The organism is Brevundimonas sp. BAL450, assembly GCF_015767455.1.
Lineage (GTDB): Bacteria > Pseudomonadota > Alphaproteobacteria > Caulobacterales > Caulobacteraceae > Brevundimonas > Brevundimonas abyssalis.
Genome location: NZ_JADWOW010000042.1, coordinates 1 through 18,489, shown reverse-complemented (window position 1 = coordinate 18,489; position 18,489 = coordinate 1). Strand labels below are relative to the sequence as shown.

General features: G+C 70.0%; 22 protein-coding genes. 13 read left to right on the top strand and 9 right to left on the bottom strand.

Annotation, left to right across the window (positions count from 1 at the left end; genetic code table 11):
- Nucleotides 1-12 precede the first annotated feature (12 nt).
- Nucleotides 13-1,074, bottom strand: a complete 1,062-nt coding sequence (locus IWC96_RS04475; protein WP_196838417.1) for a Ppx/GppA phosphatase family protein — start codon at nt 1,072-1,074, stop codon at nt 13-15.
- Between the two features lie 143 nt (nt 1,075-1,217).
- On the opposite strand from IWC96_RS04475, the gene hspQ reads away from it, so the two are divergent.
- Nucleotides 1,218-1,523: a heat shock protein HspQ gene (hspQ, locus tag IWC96_RS04470; RefSeq protein WP_021697059.1), complete on the top strand. Its 306-nt coding sequence runs from the start codon at nt 1,218-1,220 to the stop codon at nt 1,521-1,523.
- Nucleotides 1,524-1,583: 60 nt separating this feature from the next.
- The gene (gene phhA, locus IWC96_RS04465) at nt 1,584-2,465 is read left to right on the top strand and encodes a phenylalanine 4-monooxygenase (RefSeq protein WP_021697058.1); all 882 of its coding nucleotides are present in this window, start codon (nt 1,584-1,586) and stop codon (nt 2,463-2,465) included.
- Here the strand turns inward: phhA and IWC96_RS04460 are convergent.
- Nucleotides 2,462-3,757 (bottom strand): diguanylate cyclase domain-containing protein, encoded by a 1,296-nt coding sequence (locus IWC96_RS04460; protein WP_196838416.1) that lies wholly within the window; start codon nt 3,755-3,757, stop codon nt 2,462-2,464. The two genes, phhA and IWC96_RS04460, sit on opposite strands and share 4 nt — an antisense overlap.
- Nucleotides 3,758-3,934: 177 nt before the next feature.
- On the opposite strand from IWC96_RS04460, the gene IWC96_RS04455 reads away from it, so the two are divergent.
- Nucleotides 3,935-4,861, top strand: a complete 927-nt coding sequence (locus IWC96_RS04455) for a YihY/virulence factor BrkB family protein (RefSeq protein WP_021697056.1) — start codon at nt 3,935-3,937, stop codon at nt 4,859-4,861.
- Here the strand turns inward: IWC96_RS04455 and IWC96_RS04450 are convergent.
- Nucleotides 4,827-5,117, bottom strand: coding sequence for a sulfurtransferase TusA family protein (locus IWC96_RS04450; RefSeq protein ID WP_021697055.1), 291 nt, complete (start codon nt 5,115-5,117; stop codon nt 4,827-4,829). The two genes, IWC96_RS04455 and IWC96_RS04450, sit on opposite strands and share 35 nt — an antisense overlap.
- Here IWC96_RS04450 and IWC96_RS04445 point away from each other — a divergent pair.
- A complete protein-coding gene (locus tag IWC96_RS04445) occupies nt 5,116-5,760 on the top strand; it encodes a hypothetical protein (protein ID WP_021697054.1) in 645 nt (214 codons plus the stop codon). The two genes, IWC96_RS04450 and IWC96_RS04445, sit on opposite strands and share 2 nt — an antisense overlap.
- Here the strand turns inward: IWC96_RS04445 and IWC96_RS04440 are convergent.
- Entirely contained in the window at nt 5,732-6,223 is a 492-nt protein-coding gene (locus tag IWC96_RS04440; RefSeq protein ID WP_021697053.1) for a CinA family protein, read from the bottom strand. The genes IWC96_RS04445 and IWC96_RS04440 overlap by 29 nt on opposite strands.
- 80 nt (nt 6,224-6,303) lie before the next feature.
- Between IWC96_RS04440 and IWC96_RS04435 the strand changes: the two genes are divergently transcribed.
- The gene (locus IWC96_RS04435) at nt 6,304-8,601 is read left to right on the top strand and encodes a fused MFS/spermidine synthase (protein WP_196838415.1); all 2,298 of its coding nucleotides are present in this window, start codon (nt 6,304-6,306) and stop codon (nt 8,599-8,601) included.
- Here the strand turns inward: IWC96_RS04435 and IWC96_RS04430 are convergent.
- Entirely contained in the window at nt 8,579-9,724 is a 1,146-nt protein-coding gene (locus IWC96_RS04430; protein WP_021697051.1) for a bifunctional 2-C-methyl-D-erythritol 4-phosphate cytidylyltransferase/2-C-methyl-D-erythritol 2,4-cyclodiphosphate synthase, read from the bottom strand. The two genes, IWC96_RS04435 and IWC96_RS04430, sit on opposite strands and share 23 nt — an antisense overlap.
- A gap of 78 nt (nt 9,725-9,802) precedes the next feature.
- Between IWC96_RS04430 and IWC96_RS04425 the strand changes: the two genes are divergently transcribed.
- A complete protein-coding gene (locus IWC96_RS04425; RefSeq protein WP_021697050.1) occupies nt 9,803-10,294 on the top strand; it encodes a hypothetical protein in 492 nt (163 codons plus the stop codon).
- Between the two features lie 13 nt (nt 10,295-10,307).
- Here IWC96_RS04425 and IWC96_RS04420 read toward each other — a convergent pair whose 3' ends face one another.
- Complete coding sequence (locus IWC96_RS04420) at nt 10,308-11,510, bottom strand: hypothetical protein (RefSeq protein ID WP_231378868.1); 1,203 nt, start codon at nt 11,508-11,510, stop codon at nt 10,308-10,310.
- Between the two features lie 135 nt (nt 11,511-11,645).
- Complete coding sequence (locus tag IWC96_RS04415) at nt 11,646-12,086, bottom strand: DUF2214 family protein (RefSeq protein WP_021697048.1); 441 nt, start codon at nt 12,084-12,086, stop codon at nt 11,646-11,648.
- 47 nt (nt 12,087-12,133) lie between these two features.
- Between IWC96_RS04415 and crcB the strand changes: the two genes are divergently transcribed.
- Genes crcB through IWC96_RS04385 form a run of 6 tightly spaced genes read left to right on the top strand, consistent with a single transcriptional unit; the run spans nt 12,134 to nt 17,103 of the window.
- Nucleotides 12,134-12,523, top strand: coding sequence for a fluoride efflux transporter CrcB (gene crcB / locus IWC96_RS04410; protein ID WP_196838414.1), 390 nt, complete (start codon nt 12,134-12,136; stop codon nt 12,521-12,523).
- A gap of 40 nt (nt 12,524-12,563) precedes the next feature.
- Entirely contained in the window at nt 12,564-13,559 is a 996-nt protein-coding gene (locus IWC96_RS04405) for an RluA family pseudouridine synthase (protein ID WP_196838446.1), read from the top strand.
- Complete coding sequence (locus IWC96_RS04400) at nt 13,556-15,250, top strand: putative 2OG-Fe(II) oxygenase (RefSeq protein ID WP_021697044.1); 1,695 nt, start codon at nt 13,556-13,558, stop codon at nt 15,248-15,250. Before IWC96_RS04405 ends, IWC96_RS04400 begins: the two co-directional genes overlap by 4 nt.
- Complete coding sequence (locus IWC96_RS04395; RefSeq protein WP_021697043.1) at nt 15,247-15,939, top strand: HAD-IA family hydrolase; 693 nt, start codon at nt 15,247-15,249, stop codon at nt 15,937-15,939. Before IWC96_RS04400 ends, IWC96_RS04395 begins: the two co-directional genes overlap by 4 nt.
- Before the next feature lie 53 nt (nt 15,940-15,992).
- A complete protein-coding gene (locus tag IWC96_RS04390; RefSeq protein WP_370541087.1) occupies nt 15,993-16,535 on the top strand; it encodes a hypothetical protein in 543 nt (180 codons plus the stop codon).
- Nucleotides 16,536-16,590: 55 nt separating this feature from the next.
- The gene (locus tag IWC96_RS04385) at nt 16,591-17,103 is read left to right on the top strand and encodes a DUF805 domain-containing protein (RefSeq protein WP_081703437.1); all 513 of its coding nucleotides are present in this window, start codon (nt 16,591-16,593) and stop codon (nt 17,101-17,103) included.
- Here the strand turns inward: IWC96_RS04385 and lipB are convergent.
- Nucleotides 17,100-17,840: a lipoyl(octanoyl) transferase LipB gene (gene lipB / locus IWC96_RS04380; protein WP_196838413.1), complete on the bottom strand. Its 741-nt coding sequence runs from the start codon at nt 17,838-17,840 to the stop codon at nt 17,100-17,102. The genes IWC96_RS04385 and lipB overlap by 4 nt on opposite strands.
- Nucleotides 17,841-17,913: 73 nt before the next feature.
- Here lipB and IWC96_RS04375 point away from each other — a divergent pair, with 73 nt between their 5' ends.
- The gene (locus IWC96_RS04375; protein WP_045318939.1) at nt 17,914-18,165 is read left to right on the top strand and encodes a FliM/FliN family flagellar motor switch protein; all 252 of its coding nucleotides are present in this window, start codon (nt 17,914-17,916) and stop codon (nt 18,163-18,165) included.
- A gap of 133 nt (nt 18,166-18,298) precedes the next feature.
- Here IWC96_RS04375 and IWC96_RS15890 read toward each other — a convergent pair.
- On the bottom strand, nt 18,299-18,489 hold a 191-nt coding region (locus IWC96_RS15890; protein ID WP_231378864.1), incomplete at its 5' end, for a hypothetical protein.

Below are 18,489 nucleotides of genomic sequence, written 5' to 3'. Positions count from 1 at the left end.
ACCGATCCGTCTCTAGCGTCGGCGACGACGGCGGCCGCCGGTGCGGCGGCCTTCGCGCATGGCGGTGAGCAGCAGGCCCTCGCGCAGGCCCCGGTCGGCGACGCGGACGCGGGCGCAGGGCCAGGCCCGCTGGACGGCCTCAAGGATTGCGGCCCCCGCCAGCACCAGATCCGCGCGCTCTGCGCCGATGCAGGCCTCGGTCGCGCGCCCTGCCGGCGTCAGGCTTCTCAAGCGGTCCGCGGCGCGGGTGCAGTCGTCGCGGGTCATCCACAGGCCGTCGACCCGGTTTCGGTCATAGCGGGTCAGGTTCAGGTGCACGCCCGCCAGGCTGGTGATGGCGCCAGAGGTGCCCACCAGATGGGCGTGGCCGTCGTCGAAGACGGGCCGGAGCGACCGGGCGCCGTCATGGGCGTCAAGACGCGCCTTCATGTCGTCGACCATGGCTTCATACCACTCGGGCGTCGGCGGATCGGGCTCGGGATGGCGCTCGGCCAGGGTGACGACGCCCAGCGGGGCGGACATCCAGCTGACGGTCTCGAAGCGGGCCTGGCCGTTGTCGCCGACGCGACGAAGCCAGGACACCTCGGTCGAGCCGCCGCCCACGTCCACCACCACAATGGCGCGCGCCGCGGAGTCGAACAGGTTGAGGCAGCCCTGGACCGACAGGTTCGCCTCTTCTTCGGGCGGGATGATGCGCAGGGTCAGACCGGTGCCCTTGCCGACGCGGTCCAGGAACTCGGCCCCGTTGTCGGCCGAGCGACAGGCCTGGGTGGCCACGGCGCGGACCCGGTCGCCCTTGATTTCACGGCGGGCGATGCGTTCGGCGCAGATGTTGAGGGCGTCATAGGCCCGATCCATGGCGCCCGGGTCGAGCCGGCCGGTGCGGGTCAGACCTTCGCCCAGACGGACGATGCGGGAGAAGGAATCCACCACGCGGAAGCCGTCACGCGAGGGACGCGCGATCAGCAGTCGGCAATTGTTGGTCCCCAGATCGAGCGCAGCGTACAGCGGCGCCTCGCGACCTGAAGGGGACCGGGCGCCGCGCTTGCCGCGCGCGCCGTCCGCCTCTGGCATGGCCAACCTTTCGTGGGCGCGTGACGGCGCCCGTTCAACGCAAGGTTAGGCGCATCCGGGCGGGCTCGCCAAGCGCTTCCTGTCACAAAGATGAACAAGGCGGCTGGCATCCCGCTCAGGTGCGGGGGCGTATTCTCTGAGGCATGTCCATTGAACGCACAGCCCGTTTCGGCCTCGGCCAGATCGTTCGCCACCGCGAACAGCCCCTCGAGGGCGTGATCGTGGACGTGGACGCGGTCTGCGCCGTGCCCTTTGACGACATCCGTGCGGATCAGCCGTTCTATCAGGTCTTCGCCTATGGCGATGACGGCGGTTTCATCGCCTATGTGCCCGAGGACGCCCTGATGGCGAATCGGGAGCTGAAGCCGCTGAGCGCCGCCGAACAGGCCCAGTGGTTCACCACGGATCGCCACGGCCGACACGCGCCGCGTTCGCAACCGATCCACTGACGCACGTATTCCTTCATGACCAAGGACGGACTAGATTCGTCCTGATCATGAGGAGGCCGCATGTCTGATTTCACCCACGTCCATGAAACCCCGCCCGAAGGCGCGGCCGAGGACTGGACCATTCCCCAGGCATGGGAGTCCTACACCGACGTCGAGCATCAGACCTGGGTGACGCTGTACGAGCGGCAGATGAAGATCCTGCCCGGACGGGCGGCGGACGTGTTCCTGAAGGGGCTGGAGGCTCTGGACCTGCACGGCTCGGGCATTCCCGATTTCCGCGAGATGAACCAGAAGCTTGAGGCCCTGACCGGCTGGACGGTGGTGTGCGTGCCGGGACTGGTGCCGGACGAGGTGTTCTTTGACCACCTGGCCAACCGCCGCTTTCCGTCGGGCCAGTTCATCCGCAAGCCGGATCAACTGGATTATCTGCAGGAGCCGGACATCTTCCACGATGTGTTCGGCCATGTGCCGATGCTGACGGACCCGACCTTCGCCGATTACATGGAAGCCTACGGCAAGGGCGGCCAGCGCGCGGCCAGCCTGGGCATGCTGCCCAATCTGGCGCGGCTGTACTGGTACACGGTGGAATTCGGCCTGATGGAGACGCCCGAGGGGCTGCGCATCTACGGCGCCGGCATCGTGTCCTCGTCCACCGAGAGCAAATTCAGCCTCGAGGATCCGTCGCCGAACCGGCTGGGCTTTGATCTGGAGCGGGTGATGCGGACCCTGTACCGCATCGACGACTTCCAGCAGGTCTATTTCGTCATTCCGTCCATCGAGCAGCTGCGCGAGGTGACGCTGCAGGACTTCGGTCCGGTGTACGAGAACCTGAAGGGGGCCGAGGACCTGCCCATCGACGCGATCCTGCCGTCGGACAAGGTGTTCACGCGGGGCACGCAGGCTTATGCCGCCAGGGGCGGACGGTTCGCCAAGGCGGGCTAGGCCGCGCCGACCGCGGCTGAGGCGCGTTCCAGCAGGGACGCCGGGCTTTCGCCGGGCTGAAGTTCGGCGGACCCCACCTCGAACTCCACCACGAAGGGCGGGCGTTCCGGCCCGGCGTCGAAGGCGGTGCAGCCGATGACGGCGGCGATGCGTTCGGCGGTCAGGCGGGCCGCCGCGCCGCGGGTGGCGGGCAGGGCCAGGGCGAAGACCTCGGGGGCCAGGCGCGCGGCGGTGTCCTCGGCCCGGACGAGACGCGAGACCATGGCTCCGATCTGGGGCATGGCGCGGTCCAGCCAGCCGCCTTCGCGGGCCAGGGCGACCTCGCGGCCATAGACCACGCGCAGCACGCAAACCGACAGGGGACGGCCCCGCTCGCGGGCGCCCTCGGCGACGCGCGCCAGGTGGGCGGCGAACAATTCGCGGGTGAACAGGCCGGTGTCGGCGTCCATCAGACCCGAGCCGCGCGCGGCCTCCAGCGCCTTGCGGATGGACTTCTGGCGGCGATAGTCCCGCGCCAGGGCCAGGATGCGTGCGGCGGTCTCGTCCTCGGGGGTGTCGGGGGACGCCACGTCGGCGAAGCCGCGATTGTAGAGCTCCGACAGGTTGAGGTCGGCGACGTGGCGCAGATAGAGCACCAGCGGAATGTGGAACAGGCGCGTGTTGCGCTTCATGCCCGCAGCGATGGACAGGGCGGGCGCATGGTCCTCGCCCCCCCACAGGACCGCCGCGTCAAAGGCGCTTTCGTGCAGGTAGTCGAAGGCGGTGTAGGGCGTAGGCGCCGCTACAGCCTCGGCGCCGCCGGCCGACAGGGCGTTGGACAGGGCCAGAAAGCGGCGATCCGCCACCCCCGCCGCCAGGACGCGCAGGGGTTTTTCGGACGGATCCGGGGCCTCCAGCGTCGCGCCCCCGGCCGCGAAGGTGGCCTGCCGCAGGGCGAACTCCTCCTCGGCCACGGCGCCGCGCACCAGCTGCTCGAGCCGCAGGGCCAGCTGGGCCGGGTGAGGGGGGCCGGTCATCACCAGATCGGCGCCGGGCGCGTCCCGGCCCGGTTTCGACAGGGCCAGAACCGGCAGGATGCGGGGCAGGGCGCGCGCCTTGAGGACGGCGGCGGCTTCCGGCGCCGCATCCGCGATCAGGGCCGCTTCGAAGGCCAGATCCTCCATGGCGGCCGCGCCGCCGTCCAGCGTGCGGGCCGTCAGGGTGCGCCAGCCGAGGGCGTCCAGCCCGGCGCACAGCGGCCCGGCCAGATCGTCGTCGGCCGCCACGACCAGTACGCGCGGATCGGGTCCCAAACTCAGAATCTCCGTCTCGCGCACCGGATCGGCCGCGTCCCCCCTGAATTGCCGGGACCATAGCGAGCCGGTCCCCTGCCATGCAACGGCCCCGGGATTGGACATCGGAGCGCAAGGGACTTATCCACCGCCGCGATCTGGGCTAAACCCAGTTAACCGTGACGCGGGGGAGCACGTTTGACCCAATCGACGGACTTCACCTCGCTGGCCTTCTGGGGTCGGCTGGCGGGGCGCGCCTTCAAGCGCAGCTGGGGCCGCGACGTCATGCTCTACACGGGCGGCGTCTCGTTCTTCGCGCTTCTGGCCGTGTTTCCGGCCATCGCCATCCTGATCGGCTTCTACAAGATCGTTCTGTCCAGCGGCCAGGCGACCGAACAGGCCGCCGCCCTGACCGAGATGCTGCCGGCTGCGGCCCGGGGCATCTTCATCGGCGAGGTGGAGCGCATGACGGGGCTGTCGGCCCGGTCCATCTCGACCCAGAGCGCCATCGCCCTGGTCATCGGCGCCTACGCCGCGCACCGGGGGTTCAAGGCCTTGCTGGCCGGGCTGAACCTGATTCACGACGAGCCGGACCCCCACGGCTTCTTCCGCTTCAACCTGCTGGCCCTGGTGGTGGCGATCCTCGCCTTCACCCTGTTCACCGTGGTGTCGGGCGCGGTGGTGACCTCGCGCATCCTGAGCCATGCGTCGGAGACGGGAAGTTCGCTGTGGCTGGACGGGGTCTGGTCCACGGCCGGGTTGTTCATCGGCCTGACCTGTCTGTACCGCTACGCCATGGTGCACTCGAGCCGGGTCGCGTGGCGCGCGGCCATCGCGGGCGGGCTGGTGGCCACGGTTCTGTCGGCCACCGTGTCCTGGCTGTGCGTGGTCTATGTGGAGCAGATCGTGGAGCTGGGCGCGACCTACGGCTCGGTGGGTGCGGTGGTGGTGCTGCTGATCTGGCTGTCCTGGAACGTCAACGCCATCTTCTACGGCGGCGGCTTCGTCACCGAGATGGAGATCGTGCTGCGCCGTCAGGACGAGCCCCCGACCGAGGACGCGCCCGAGGTGGACACCGATTCCCGAATCGTCAGCCTTCAGAGTCGGCGGCGCGCTCAACCGTAATCGCCAGCCAGCCGGCTTCCTCGCGCACCTCGATCATCCGCCCGCCCAGCTCCTGCATCAGGTGCGGGACGTCGATCCGCGCCATGGGGTCGGTGGCCAGCAGGACCAGCCGCGCGCCCGGCGCCGCGATCTCCAGCGCCTTGCGCAGCCGCAGGCTCGGCACGGGACAGCGATGGCCGCGCGCGTCGACGATGATGGGGACAGGACTGACCACGGGCTCTCCGCAGGGGACGAATCCGGTCAGGGTGTGACGCATGGTGCGTCTTTCGTCCAGTTTGCCGGCGGTTCTGATCGCCCTCTGCGCCCTGGCCGCGCCCGGTCAGGCCCAGACGCCGCGCGTTTCGCCGGACTATCACGCCCGGGTCTGGGTGGCCGGGTTCGAAACCCCCGTGGAGATTCGCCAGTCGGGCCTGCGTCGGCGCATCGAGGTGGCCCAGGGCGGCCTCGTCCAGACCTATATCGCCGACCGGGTGCGGGGATCGCTGACGGTGATGACGGCGGGCGGGCAGGGCCGGGTGGCCTTTGTCTTCCCCCTGCCGCGCGAGGAGCAGATGTCGCCCCTGCCGCTGGATCTGCTGGTGATCGAGCGCGGCGCGGCGCGCCTGACCCGCGTCGGGGCGTCGAACATCGCCGGGCGCTCGTGCCAGCGGTTCCGCTATTCCGGCTATATGGGACGGGCGGGGTCGGTTTGCGCCACGCGGGAAGGCATCGTGCTGGAACTGCACCCGGACGGGCGCCGACGGCCGCTGTACCAGGTGCTGAGCCTGACCCCGGCGCGTCAGGCGGCCAGCTGGTTCGCGCCGACGCCGGACTATCAGCTGGCGGTGCTGCCGGGGATCGGGGGCACGGTGGGGACGCCGGCTGCGCCGGCTACGCCAGCATCTCCGCCATCATCCTGAGCGCGGTGCGGACGGATTCCAGCCGCACGCTGTCGCGGCCGATGTCGCCGAAGCGTTCCTCGCGGTGGATCAGACGTCCGTCCTGATGGGCCACGGCGAAATGGACCAGACCCACGGGCTTTTCCACCGTGCCGCCGGTGGGTCCGGCGATGCCGGTGACCGAGGCCGCCAGTCCGGCGCCCGACGTCTCCAGCGCCCCTTTCGCCATGGCTTCGGCCACCGAGCGGGACACCGCGCCGTGCAGATCGATCAGCTCGGGGTCCACCCCCAGCATCTGGGCCTTGGCGGCGTTGGAATAGGTGACGAAGCCGCGGTCCACCGCCTTGGCCGAGCCGGACACGGTGGTCAGGGCCGCCACCAGCAGACCGGCGGTGCAGCTTTCGGCCGTGGCCAGCATGATCCCGGCGTCGGAGGCGCGGTCGGTGATGGTCTTGGCCAGGGGTTCGATGTCGGCGGGAAACATGGCGTTCTCATCAGCTGTCGAGTCGCGGTAACGTCGAAGAGAACGCCCCGTTTCATCCGGGCGCGCAAGCCGGGGGCGTAATGACCGACAACACCACCGAGGCCGAGCCCGTTCGTCCGCGCCTGCGCGACCTGAACGATCCGCTGACTCCGGCCCTGTTCGCCCTGGCGGTGTTCGTCAGCGCGGCGCTGGTGTTCGTGGTCCAGCCCATGGTGACCAAGCTGGTGCTGCCCTCGCTGGGCGGCTCGCCGGCGGTGTGGAACACGGCCATGGTGTTCTTCCAGGGGGCGCTGCTGGCGGGCTACGCCTACGCCCATGTGCTGCAGCGCATCCGGTCGATCCGGGGGCAGGTGATCACCCATCTGGTGCTGCTGGTCATCGCGGCGCTGTTCCTGCCGCTGAGGATCAACGGGCTGCTGGGGGACCCGGACCCGTCGGCGCCCATCACCTGGCTGTTGCTGACCCTGGCGGTGTCCATCGGCGCGCCGTTCGCGGTGCTGTCGGCCACCGCGCCCTTGATGCAGGCCTGGTACGCGCGGGTGCGGGCCCACGAGCCGGACGGCAAGAACCCCTATGTGTTGTACGCCGCCAGCAATCTGGGCAGCTTCCTGGCCCTGTTGTCCTATCCGGTGGTGATCGAGCCGATCCTGACCCTGACGGGTCAGCGGATCAGCTGGAGCGTGGGGTATGGCCTGTTCACGGCGCTGGTGCTGGGGCTGGCGTTCGTGGTCTGGCGACGCCGGACCCAGGCCGCGCCGCCCGAGCCGCTGGCGCCGACCGCGCCGATCCCGTGGCGGACCAAGGGGCTGTGGGTGCTGCTGGCGGCCGCGCCGTCCAGCCTGATGCTGGGCGTCACCGCGCACCTGTCCACAGACGTGGCCTCGGCGCCGTTCCTGTGGGTCATCCCGCTGGCGCTGTACCTGCTGACCTTCATCATCGCCTTCCAGGCGCGGCCATGGATTCCCCTGCCGGTGACCTTCCTGGTGCAGGCGGCGCTGGTGGCCTCGCTGATCGGCATGCTGCCGTTCCAGAGCGGCGAGTGGGCCTTCATGTTCCTGGTCCACATCGCGGCGTTCTTCTTCACCGCCCTGATGTGCCACCAGCTGCTGGCGGCGCGGCGGCCGCCGCCGGACCGGCTGACCGAGTTCTATCTGCTGCTGTCGCTGGGCGGGGTGCTGGGCGGGATCTTCAGCGCCCTGATCGCGCCGGTGGTGTTCGAGGTGGTGCGGGAATATCCGCTGGTGCTGATCCTGACGGCCCTGTTCCGGCCGTGGGGGCGGGGACGGATCACCATCCCGGAGTGGGTCTGGCTGGCCGCGGTGGTTCCGCTGACCCTCGCGCCGCCCGCCATCTATCTGGCGCTGAGGCTGAATCCGGAACTGCTGGCGGCGGTGGGATGGGATTCGGCCATGGCCGTGTCCCGGTTCGCCTTCCTGCTGGCGGCCATCAGCGCGTTCATGATCCGCGACCGGGCGCCGTTGTTCGCCGCCGCCCTGGTGATGATCAGCCTGTCGGCGCACCATGTGGCGGGCCGTTACGACTGGCAGCATTCGGAGCGCAGCTTCTTCGGCGTCATGCGGGTGGCCGAGTTCAATGATCCGGGCATGGGCGGGCCGGTGCGCATGCTGATGCACGGCACCACCCTGCACGGGGCCCAGGCGACCGATCCGGTGGAGGCGTGTCTGCCTTCACTCTACTACGCCCCGTCCACGCCGATCGGGCAGGTGACGGACGCGCTGCAGATCGCCCGCCCGGCTGTGTCCATCGGGGTGGTGGGTCTGGGGACGGGGGCCATGGCCGCCTATCGCCGCCCGGCGGACGATCTGACCTTCTTCGAGATCGATCCCATGGTGGACCGCATCGCCCGCGATCCGACGTGGTTCACCTATATCAGCGACTGCGCCCAGGGGCCGGTTGAGACGGTGCTGGGCGACGCGCGTCTGACCCTGGCCTATCAGCCGGACGACCGGTTCGACCTGCTGCTGATCGACGCCTTCTCTTCGGACTCGATCCCGACGCATCTGCTGACCCGCGAGGCCATCGCCGACTATCTGCGGGTGGTGAAGGACGACGGGGTGGTGGTCCTGCACCTGTCCAACCGGCATCTGGAGCTGGCCATGCCGACGGTCAACGCCGCGCGGCTGGCGGGCGCCCACGACCGGCACCAGATCTATGTGGAGCGCGAGGGCCTGCCGGTCATGGCGGAGGCGTCGACCGAGGCCCTGATCCTGTCACCGACCGAAGAGGGCCTGGCCCTGTTCGCCGACGATCCGCGCTGGAAGACCATCGCGCCCAACGACGTGCGGGCCTGGACCGACGACTATGTGAACGTGGTCGGCGCCCTGACGCGGCAGATCAGGTTCGAGCGGGGAGGGTGATCGAGACCACCGCCTGGGCGGCCAGGCCTTCCTGACGCCCGGTGAAGCCCAGGCCCTCGCTGGTGGTGGCCTTGACGCTGACCGCGTCCAGCGGGACGTCCAGCAGCGCCGCGAGCCGCTCGCGCATGGCCAGCCGGTGCGGCTTGATCTTCGGCTGTTCGCAGATCAGCGTCACGTCCACATTGACGATGCGGCCGCCGCGCGCGCGCATGCGCTCAAGGGCGTGGATCAGGAACTGGTCGGAGGCCGCGCCCTTCCATCGGGGGTCGCTGGGCGGGAAGTGATCGCCGATGTCGCCGTCGCCCATGGCGCCGAGGATGGCGTCGGTCAGGGCGTGCAGCCCCGCGTCGGCGTCTGAATGGCCGACCAGCGCATGATCATGGGGAATGGCCACGCCGCACAGCCAGGCGGTGTCGCCGGGGCCCCAGCGGTGCACGTCGTAACCCTGTCCGATGCGGGTCTCGCGCGCGATCATCTGTTCAGCCAGGGCGAAATCCTCCGGATAGGTCAGCTTCATCAGGCGCGGGTCGCCGGGGACCAGGCGCACGGTTCCGCCCGCACGCTCCACCACCGCCGCGTCGTCGGTGGGGCTCTCGCCGGCCGGCCAGACGGCCCAGGCGTCGCGGAAGGTCTTCAGGCGCGCCGCCTGCGGCGTCTGGGCCCGCCACAGGCCCTCGCGCGGCTCGGTCGCGGCCACGAGGCCGTCGGCGCCCTCGCGTTTCAGGGTGTCGGGGACGGGCAGGGCCAGCAGGGCGGCGTCGGCGCCGTCCAGCGCGTCCAGCAGGCGGGCGACGTGATCCGCCGTCAGGAAGGGCCGCGCCGCGTCGTGGATCAGCACGGGCGTATCGTCCCTCGCGGACAGGGCGGCCAGTCCCGCCTGTACGGACTCCGCCCGCGTGGCGCCGCCGGCCACGGCGCGCCAGCCGGACAGGCCGGTCAGGGCCTCGGCGGCCTGATCCTCGGCGCCGCCCGGCACAACCACCACGACCTCATCGGCGCCCGCATCCAGAAGCGCGCCCACCGACCACGCCAGCAACGGCCGTCCGCCCAGAGCGCGCCATTGCTTGGGGCCGCCCGCGCGCGAGCCGGAGCCCGCCGCCACCACGATCGCTGAGAAACTCATGACGGCCTTCTAGCCCAAATGCGGGTCGGAACAATCGATCACGTCGTTCGCTTTCTGTGATGAAAGAGGGAGTCCGCCATGATCCGTCCGTTCGTCGTCGTCGCGTCCGCCGCCGCCTTGCTGGTGGCCGCCTGCGCCAGCCTGTCGCCCTATGGGCCGCAGATGGGCGGCTCGGGCCAGGGCTATTCGGAGCAGCGCATCGAAAGCGACCGCTGGCGCGTCACCTATCGCGGCGTCGGCGATCCCGGTCCGGTCGCGGACTACGCCCTGCTGCGCGCGGCCGAACTGACGCTTCAGAACGGCGACGAGTGGTTCGAGGTGACCCAGCGATGGATCGACGGGCGCCCCAGCCAGGGCGGCGTCCGGCCCAGCGTCTCCATCGGCGCCGGATCGGGCAGCTACGGCGGCTATCGCACCTCGGGCGTCGGCGTCGGCCTTGGCCTGAACATCTCGGGCGACCAGCCGACCTCGACGGTGATGGAGATTCGCACCGGCGACGGCCCCCGCCCGGACCGTCCCGAGGTCTATGACGCCCGCAGCGTGCGGGACTCGCTGGGCGCGCGCTACTAGACCCTACCCCGCGTCAGGTTGCGGTATTCCACCAGGCGCTCCTTGTCGCGGCGGACCTGGTCGCCACGGCGTTGTCCACGTCCAGCGAGGCGTAGCGGACCCAGCCTTCGATGCCGAGCTTGTCCTGAATGGCGCCCACCGGGGTTTGCCACAGGAAGTAGGACATCCACGACACCCCGGCGCCCAGCACGATGGCGAGGCCCTGCAGGATGCGGAATTCCATCTCGTTCACGCCGGGCACGGGCTCCAGCACGGCCAGCCAGAGCCACAGCAGGAACACCAGCGGCGTCATGAAGCGGCTGAACCAGCGCATCCAGTAGCGCTCGCGCCGCACCCGCCACAGCTCCATCTGGACGAACTTCTCCAGATATTCCATGCGCGCGCCCAGCCACATGGTCAGGCGGGTCAGGTACATGGCGCGCTGGCCCCAGCCCTTGCCGTCGGTCTGGAACTGGGTCTCGGCCTGGTCCGCCACGGCGCGGGCGTTGGTGAACAGGTTCTGCAGCTCGCGCGTCCGCTGCACGATCTCTCGCGACAGTTCGTAGGAGTCGTTCTCCAGCCGGAAGCGGTACTGGGTGAACAGGATGGCGTTCAGGCCCCAGTACAGGGCCACGGTCAGCACCATGGCGATGGCCGCCATGGCGACCCCGGCGGTGGTCGTCCCGGTCCAGTCGGTGAACCAGGTCGGGCCCAGCGTGGCCAGCAGGGTGAAGGCGATCAGGGCCAGGGCCTGATTCATGCGTTTGATGGCCACATGGGTGCACAGGCGCCGGAACACCGAGCGCCCGTAGCGGTGGATGCGGCCGCGCATGTCGGACTCGACCGGAAAACGTTCCTGGATCTGGCGATGGAACAGGACGTGGAAACGGTCCGGCTTTCCGTCGCTCTCCCAGAAGGGAAAGATGTCGAGGGGCTGGTTGAAATACTCGTCGATGTGATCCGAGATGTGCTGGATCGCCTCGGGATCGTTGGAGAAATACTCGCTTTCCTGAATCGGCCGGTCGATGCCGTCGCGCGAGCGGGTGTGGCGGGCGTCGGGGTCGCGAACGGGAGCGGGCGCGTCGCGGTCAGGCCGGTCGGCCGCCCCCGGCGGGGGCGGGGTCGCCACGGCGCCCATCACCGGCGCAGGCTGATGCAGGGGATGGGCCATGGGCTCCACGGTCGGCTCCGGCACAGGCGGCGCCACCGTCGGCTCATGCGAATCCTGTTGCGACATGCCTGTTCCCCAAACCTTGTTCCGCAAGGGTTCTACGATGAAAGTCGGGGCCGAGCCATCCAGCTTCGCCTTGGGCGCGAACCAAGCTTAACCCTATCGGCGAACCGCCCGGGGGCAAATGAACTTTGAGAAAGTTCAGAACGGCCAGCGGGCCATGGCGGCGGCGAAGGCCAGCAAGGGCAGGAGCAGGAGCGCTTCGATCCCCAGCCAGCGGCGGACCCTGGCCACATCGGCGGGTTCCGGCTGGAAGGCGGGATCAGCCTTGCGGGCGCGGCGCCAGGCGATGAACCGGAGCGTGGGAATGATCGAGGCGGCTGCGATCAGGCCGAACACGGCGAGCTTGGCCCAGAAGAAGGGGTTGGCCTCATAGAACATCCAGCCCTTGCCGCCCCAGATGACGCGGGAGACGCCGACGATCAGCACCAGGGCGGCCGCGCCGCCGACGCCGGCGTCCAGATGCCCGAGCCGGTCCACATCAAGGGGCGCCGCGCGCAGCAGGACCCGTTCGCCCATGATCATGGCCACGAGGCCGAAGACCAGGATGTGGTGCAGGATGGCGAGGGTCAGGTCCAGCATGGGAAAGCGCCTTCACGGGCGAGTCGGAAACAGCGTAGGTTGGCATCATGACACGATTTCTGTTGGTGGCGGCGGGCGGCGCGGCGGGGGCCATGGCGCGCTACGCCCTTGGGCTGGCGGCGGCGCGGCTGGCGCCGGGCGTGGCCTGGCCTCTGGGGACCTTCACGACCAATGTGGTGGGCGGGCTGCTGATGGGGCTGCTGGCGGGATGGCTGGCGCTGAAAGCCGGGTCGGGCGTGGATCACGAGCGCCTGCGCCTGCTGCTGGGGGTGGGGCTGCTGGGCGGCTTCACCACCTTCTCCGCCTTCTCGCTGGAGACCGCCCTGATGATCGAGCGGCGGCAGCTGGGGCTGGCGGCGGGCTATGTGGGCCTGTCGGTGGTGCTGTCGGTGGCGGCCCTGTTCGCGGGGCTGATGATCGCCCGGCGCCTCTGGTAGCCAGGATGGCGCCGCGCGCGTGACGGCCTATAAGGCGGCCATGAGCCGTGAAGTGAAAACCCTGTATGTGGCCGAGGCCGAGGACGGCATCCGTCTGGACCGCTGGTTCCGGCGGCGCTGGCCGCACCTGTCCCATGTGCAGGTGCAGAAGATGGCCCGGTCGGGCCAGATCCGCGTGGACGGATCGCGCGCCAAGCCGGAGGACCGGCTGACCGCGGGCGCCGCCGTTCGGGTGCCGCCGATCCCCGATCCGGTGGAGAAGACCCCGGGCGAGCGGCCGACCCTGAGCGACCGGGACGTGGCCTATGCCCGCTCGCTGGTGCTGTTCGAGGACGACATGGTGATCGCCCTGAACAAGCCCGCCGGGCTGGCGGTGCAGGGCGGGACCAAGACCACCAAGCACGTGGACCGGCTGCTGTCGGCCTGGGGCGAGGGGCTGGAGCGGCCGCGTCTGGTGCACCGGCTGGACCGGGACACCTCGGGCGTCCTGCTGCTCGGCAAGGGGCCGGAGGCGGCCAAGCGGCTGGCGGGGGCCTTCGCCCGGCGTCAGGCCAAGAAGACCTACTGGGCCATTGTCATGGGCGCGCCCAAGCCGGGGGCCGGGCAGATCGATCTGGCGCTGAAGAAGTCGGGCATCAACGATTTCGAGATCATGCGGCCCGCCGATCCGAAGGAGCACGGCGCAGAGCCGGCGGAGACCGCCTTCGCCACCATCAGCCGGGCGGCGCACCGGGCCAGCTGGATGGCGCTGCGGCCGTTCACGGGACGGACCCACCAGCTGCGGGCGCACATGAAGGCGATGGGGCATCCCATCCTCGGCGATCCCAAATACGGGGACGAGGCGTCGAACGAACTGTCGGGTCCGCTGAAGCTGCAGCTGCATGCGCGGCGGATCGAGCTGGACCACCCCGGCGGCGGCAAGCTGATCGTTGAGGCCCCCTTGAGTCCCGAGATGAAGGCCGGCTTCGCCCATTTCGGCTTCTCCGAGGATGAGGCGGAGCAGGATCCCTTCGCCGGGGTCAAGCGCATCCGATGACGCCGGATCAGGCCATGCGGGCGCAGCAGGCCGCGGCCCTGCTCAACCAGCGGCGTTTCGCCGAGGCCCTGGATCTGCTCGCGCCGCTGGCCTCGACGCTGCCGGGCGAGGCGGACATCCGTCACCTGTTGGGCGCGGCGCTGGCGGGGACGGGGGACGCGGCAGGAGCGGAACGGGCGCTGCGCGCCGCCCTGACAATCAATGCCGCCCATGTGCACGCCGCGGTCGATCTGGCCCGGCTGCTGGCGGCCCAGGAGCGGCATGAGGACCTGCTGGCCGCCACCGAGGCTGCGGCGGCGGTGGAGCGCCCCCGTCTGGCCTTGCTGGATTTGCGGGCCCAGGCTCTGCAGGCGCTGGACCGGGCGGCGGAGGCCCTGGCGGTGCGCGAGCGGCAGGTGGGGCTGGCGCCGGACAATCCGGTGGTCCACCACAATCTGGCGGCGCTGCTGGGGGACATGGGTCATGCGGACCGGGCCGAGGCGGCGGCGCGCACAGCCTTCGCCAAAGGCGGCGACGCGCCCGAGACCTGGCTGGCCCTGGCCCGCGCCCTGCAGAAACAGGCTCGCTACGACGAGGCGGACGCGGCCTTCGCCGAGGTGCTGACGCGGCGCCCGCTGGCCCTGGACGCCCTGCGGGATCAGGCCCAGCTGGTGTGGATGCGGACGGGGGATGCGGCGGCGGCGTGCGCGCGCATCGACCGGATGATTGTCGAACACCCGGACGTCAGTCCGCTGCGGGCGCTCAAGGCCAAGGTGCTGACCTATGCGGGCGATCCGCGCGGGGCCTATGAGGCCATGACGGCCGGGCCGCTGAGCGATGCGGCGGGCCATCTGGCGGCGTCGCGGGCGGCGGTGGCCTTTGATGCGGACAAGGCCCTTGAGCATGCACGGACCGCCGTGGGCATGGCGCCGGAGCAGGAGGACGCCCGGCGCGGACTGGTGGAGGCCCTGCTGGCCGTGGGGGCGGCGGAGGAAGCGGCGTCGATGGTGGAGGCCATGTTGCGCGACCGGCCGCTGGATCAGTACCTGCTGGCCTTTCAGGCGACCCTTTGGCGGCTGCTGGACGATCCGCGCCTGTCCGAGTTGTGCGACTATGAGGCGGTGGTGCGGGGCTGGCGCATCGACACGCCGGACGGCTGGCCGGATCTGGACAGCTATCTGGCCGAGCTGGCCGAAACGCTTCGGGGCCTGCATCGGCTGAAGACCCACCCGCTGGACCAGTCGCTGAGACACGGCACCCAGACCAGCATGGACCTGCTGGTCAGCGAGGAGCCGACGGTGCGGGCCTTCTTCAAGGCCATCGACGGCCCCATCCGGCGGCACATGGCGCTGCTGGGGCAGGGGGACGATCCCCTGCGCCGCCGCAACACCGGCGCCTATCGCATCAAGGGAGCCTGGTCGATCCAGCTGCAGCCCGACGGGTTTCATGCGGACCATCTGCATCCTGACGGCTGGCTGTCGTCGGCCTGCTATATCGCCCTGCCGGACGCGGTCGAGGGGGCGGGGCGCGAGGGCTGGATCCAGTTCGGGCGGCCCGGCATTCCCACGGCGCCGTCGCTGGAGGCGCAGCATTTCATCAAGCCGGAGCCGGGGCTGCTGGCGCTGTTCCCGTCCTACATGTGGCATGGGACCGTGCCGTTCTCGGGGGACCAGACCCGGCTGACCATCGCCTTCGACGTGGTCCCCGCATGAGGCCCGCAGCCGATGCGCCGCTGGCGGTGTTCGACATCGACGGGACCCTGGTGGACAGCCGGGCGGCGATCCTTGAGGCGGCGGTGACGGCGGCGCGGACCGTGGGGCTGGCCGAGCCGGGCTATGAGGCGGTGCGCCAGATCGTGGGGCTGTCGCTGCACGAGGCGCTGCGCCAGCTGGCGCCTGAGCTGACCGACGCCGAGCTGGCCGAGTTCGTGGCGGCCTATCAGGGCGCGTTCCGGAGCATGCATGAGCGGCCGGGGTTCGAGGAGCCGCTGTATGCCGGGGCCATGGACCTGCTGGACCGGCTGAGCCGGGACGGGTGGCGGCTGTCGCTGGCCACGGGCCAGTCGCGGCGGGGGGTGGAGCGGAACCTGGCGCGAGCGGGCTGGGCGGACCTGTTCCTGAGCAGCCACTGCGCCGAGGACGGGCCGGGCAAGCCGGACCCGGCCATGCTGGTCTGCGCCATGGATGTGTGCGGCGGGGCGCCGGAGCGGACGGTGATGATCGGCGACACCAGCCACGACATGCGCATGGCCCTGAACGCGGGGGTCCGGCCGCAGGGGGTGGCCTGGGGCTTCCACACGGCGGACGAGGTGCTGGCGTCCGGAGCGGTCCATGTGGCCGAGGACTTCCCGGGGCTGGAGCAGGCGCTGCACGCCTTTGCCGCGGGGCGTCGCGCGGCGTGACGATTCCCACAACCAAGTCCTTGGAAATGCGTTACATCCCCATGATGAAAACCTTGAGCGTTTCCGTGATCTGCCTGTCGGCCCTGGCCCTGAACGCCTGCACGGCGGCCCGTTCGGCGGGGGACGGGGTGGGGACGGTGCGCGACGGCTTCGCCGATGCCGCCACCGCCCCGCTGGAAGACCTGAACCTGCGCCGCGACGCCATTCCGACGGTGCTGCTGCAGGCCCAGGCGGCGCCCTATGACATGCGCAATCTGGAGCGCTGCCCGGCCATCGCGGCCGAGGTGCGGCGGCTGGACGACGCCCTGGGACCGGACCTGGACGAGCCCACGCCCCAGGACGGCTCGCTGAACAGCGAGATCGCGGCGGACGCGGCGGCGTCGGCGACGCTGGATGCGATCCGCGACACGGCCACCGACTTCATCCCCCTGCGCAGCTGGGTGCGGCGGCTGAGCGGGGCGGAGCAGCACAGCCAGCAGGTGCAGTCCGCCATCCAGGCCGGACGGCAGCGCCGGGCCTTCCTGAAGGGCATGGGCATGCAGCGCAACTGCGCCCCGCCCGCCGCGCCGAGCTGGTTCACGCCCCGTCGGGGGTGAAGTCTCAAGCTTGACCGAGCCTGATTGATCCTCCAACCGAGAGACGGGGGTAGCGATGGCCACACACAAAGCACTGAAGGCGCTCGTGAGCTTTGATGGGCGCACACGTCGACGGGACTGGTGGTTGATCTGGATTGGTCTTGCCGTCATTCAGACGTCGCTTTGGGCTCTGCTCAGCAAGATGATCTTCGGCGCATGGCCGTCGCCATTTGATCCGAGCCTTTCGCAAGGTGAGGCCGCGCTCAGTCTTGGTGTGCTCTTGGTCTTTCTTTGGCCTTTGACAGCATTGTCGATGAGGCGTGCGCATGACCGCGACAAGAGCGGCTGGCTGGTGCTTGTGTCAGCGCCCTTGGCTATTGCCGATGGGATCGCCATGCTCATCGCGCCGGATTTGATGATGTCGCCGATGGCGCCTCCGTTCTCCACCCTGGATATCGCCAAGCATGTCTTCACTTCGGTGTACCTCATCATCGGATTTTGGCTTCTGGTCACCCTCGGCTTCCTCGACGGCACGCCCGGGCCCAACCGATATGGCCCGTCCCCCAAGGGCATTGGTCAGAAGGACTAGGTTTCCCCCCGCGTCGATTGACTCTCCGTCGGCCCGAACACCCGCTCGAAGCTCGCCTTCAGGGCCGCGTCGGCGTCGTCCATGGTCGCGATCAGGCCCAGGTCGGCGAGGCTGGTGACGCCGTGCTCGCGGATGCCGCAGGGGACGATGCCGTCGAAGTGGGTCAGGTCCGGCTCCACGTTCAGGCTGATGCCGTGGAAGCTGACCCAGCGGCGCACCTTGACCCCGATGGCGGCGATCTTGTCCTCGCGGGCCTGGGCCGACCCGTCGTCGCCGACGAAGCGGCGCTCGACCCAGACGCCGACGCGGCCGTCGCGCACGTCGGCCTCCACGTTGAAGGCGGCCAGGGCGCCGATAATCCACTGCTCGAGCCCGCGTACGAAAGCGCGCACGTCGCGGCCACGCCGGTTCAGGTCCAACATCACATAGGCCACCCGCTGGCCCGGGCCATGGTAGGTGTACTGGCCGCCGCGCCCGGTCTGGAACACCGGGAAGCGGGCGTCGATCAGGTCGTCGGCCTTCGCCGAGACCCCGCCGGTGTAGAGGGGCGGATGCTCCAGCAGCCAGATCATCTCCTCCGCCTCGCCCGCATGGATGGCGGCGACCCGGTCCTCCATGAAAGCCACGGCCGTCTCGTAGGGGACGGGGGCGAGGGCCGTGACCCACTGAACCGGCCGCCCGTCGTCGCGGCGCAGGCGGGTCAGATCGGGCGGAGAACTTAACGGCTGGGAAAGCATGATCGGCCCAATGTGGCGGCAGGGGGCAGCCATGCAAGACCAGATCACCCCAGTAACCGCGTCAGTACACCCGATGAGTCAGATTGAATCCGTAAACGTCGAGATCTCCGTGGTGCTCGGTCGCTCCGTGCTGCCCATGGCGCAGCTGTTGCGCATGGGCCGTGGCGCGGTGATCCCCCTGGACGCCGGAGAGCACGAAGAAGTGTGGATCCTGGCCAACAACCACCCCGTGGCCCGCGGCGAGATCACCATCAACGACGACCGCATCGCCATCACCGTGACCCGCCCGGCGGACCTGTACGACTACATGGCCGGCGCGGCGTAGGGCGGAGCTCCTCCCTCCGTCATTCCCCGGCTTGACCGGGGAATCCAGAAACACTGGACGTTCGGAGGTCGCTCGGCCCTGACGGAGCGTCTGGACCCTCCGGTCAAGCCGGAGGGTGACGGGTTTGATGGGGTCACGGCCCCTGTCCCGGGTGGTGAGACTCCGGCGGCGAAAAAGAGTGCAACGGGAGTCTCGCGGTTTCGGCGTCGAGCGTCTGTTCGGCGCGGGCGGTGACGGCCTGCAGCGCGGCGATGAGGCGGGCGAGATCCCTGGCGGGCAAGGGATCGGGGACCGCGTCGGCGGCGGGGGCGTCCGGTGGTGGGT

Coding starts and splice junctions, on each gene's coding strand:
- hspQ (WP_021697059.1), top strand. CDS start 1,218: ATGTCCATTGAACGCACAGCCCGTTTCGGCCTCGGCCAGATCGTTCGC.
- IWC96_RS04420 (WP_231378868.1), bottom strand. CDS start 11,510: ATGTCGCAACAGGATTCGCATGAGCCGACGGTGGCGCCGCCTGTGCCG.
- IWC96_RS04385 (WP_081703437.1), top strand. CDS start 16,591: ATGGCCACACACAAAGCACTGAAGGCGCTCGTGAGCTTTGATGGGCGC.
- IWC96_RS04440 (WP_021697053.1), bottom strand. CDS start 6,223: ATGTTTCCCGCCGACATCGAACCCCTGGCCAAGACCATCACCGACCGC.
- IWC96_RS04415 (WP_021697048.1), bottom strand. CDS start 12,086: ATGCTGGACCTGACCCTCGCCATCCTGCACCACATCCTGGTCTTCGGC.
- IWC96_RS04375 (WP_045318939.1), top strand. CDS start 17,914: ATGAGTCAGATTGAATCCGTAAACGTCGAGATCTCCGTGGTGCTCGGT.
- crcB (WP_196838414.1), top strand. CDS start 12,134: ATGACACGATTTCTGTTGGTGGCGGCGGGCGGCGCGGCGGGGGCCATG.
- IWC96_RS04450 (WP_021697055.1), bottom strand. CDS start 5,117: ATGCGTCACACCCTGACCGGATTCGTCCCCTGCGGAGAGCCCGTGGTC.
- IWC96_RS04430 (WP_021697051.1), bottom strand. CDS start 9,724: ATGAGTTTCTCAGCGATCGTGGTGGCGGCGGGCTCCGGCTCGCGCGCG.
- IWC96_RS04475 (WP_196838417.1), bottom strand. CDS start 1,074: ATGCCAGAGGCGGACGGCGCGCGCGGCAAGCGCGGCGCCCGGTCCCCT.
- phhA (WP_021697058.1), top strand. CDS start 1,584: ATGTCTGATTTCACCCACGTCCATGAAACCCCGCCCGAAGGCGCGGCC.
- IWC96_RS04425 (WP_021697050.1), top strand. CDS start 9,803: ATGATCCGTCCGTTCGTCGTCGTCGCGTCCGCCGCCGCCTTGCTGGTG.
- IWC96_RS04400 (WP_021697044.1), top strand. CDS start 13,556: ATGACGCCGGATCAGGCCATGCGGGCGCAGCAGGCCGCGGCCCTGCTC.
- IWC96_RS04405 (WP_196838446.1), top strand. CDS start 12,564: ATGAGCCGTGAAGTGAAAACCCTGTATGTGGCCGAGGCCGAGGACGGC.
- lipB (WP_196838413.1), bottom strand. CDS start 17,840: ATGCTTTCCCAGCCGTTAAGTTCTCCGCCCGATCTGACCCGCCTGCGC.
- IWC96_RS04435 (WP_196838415.1), top strand. CDS start 6,304: ATGACCGACAACACCACCGAGGCCGAGCCCGTTCGTCCGCGCCTGCGC.
- IWC96_RS04395 (WP_021697043.1), top strand. CDS start 15,247: ATGAGGCCCGCAGCCGATGCGCCGCTGGCGGTGTTCGACATCGACGGG.
- IWC96_RS04445 (WP_021697054.1), top strand. CDS start 5,116: ATGGTGCGTCTTTCGTCCAGTTTGCCGGCGGTTCTGATCGCCCTCTGC.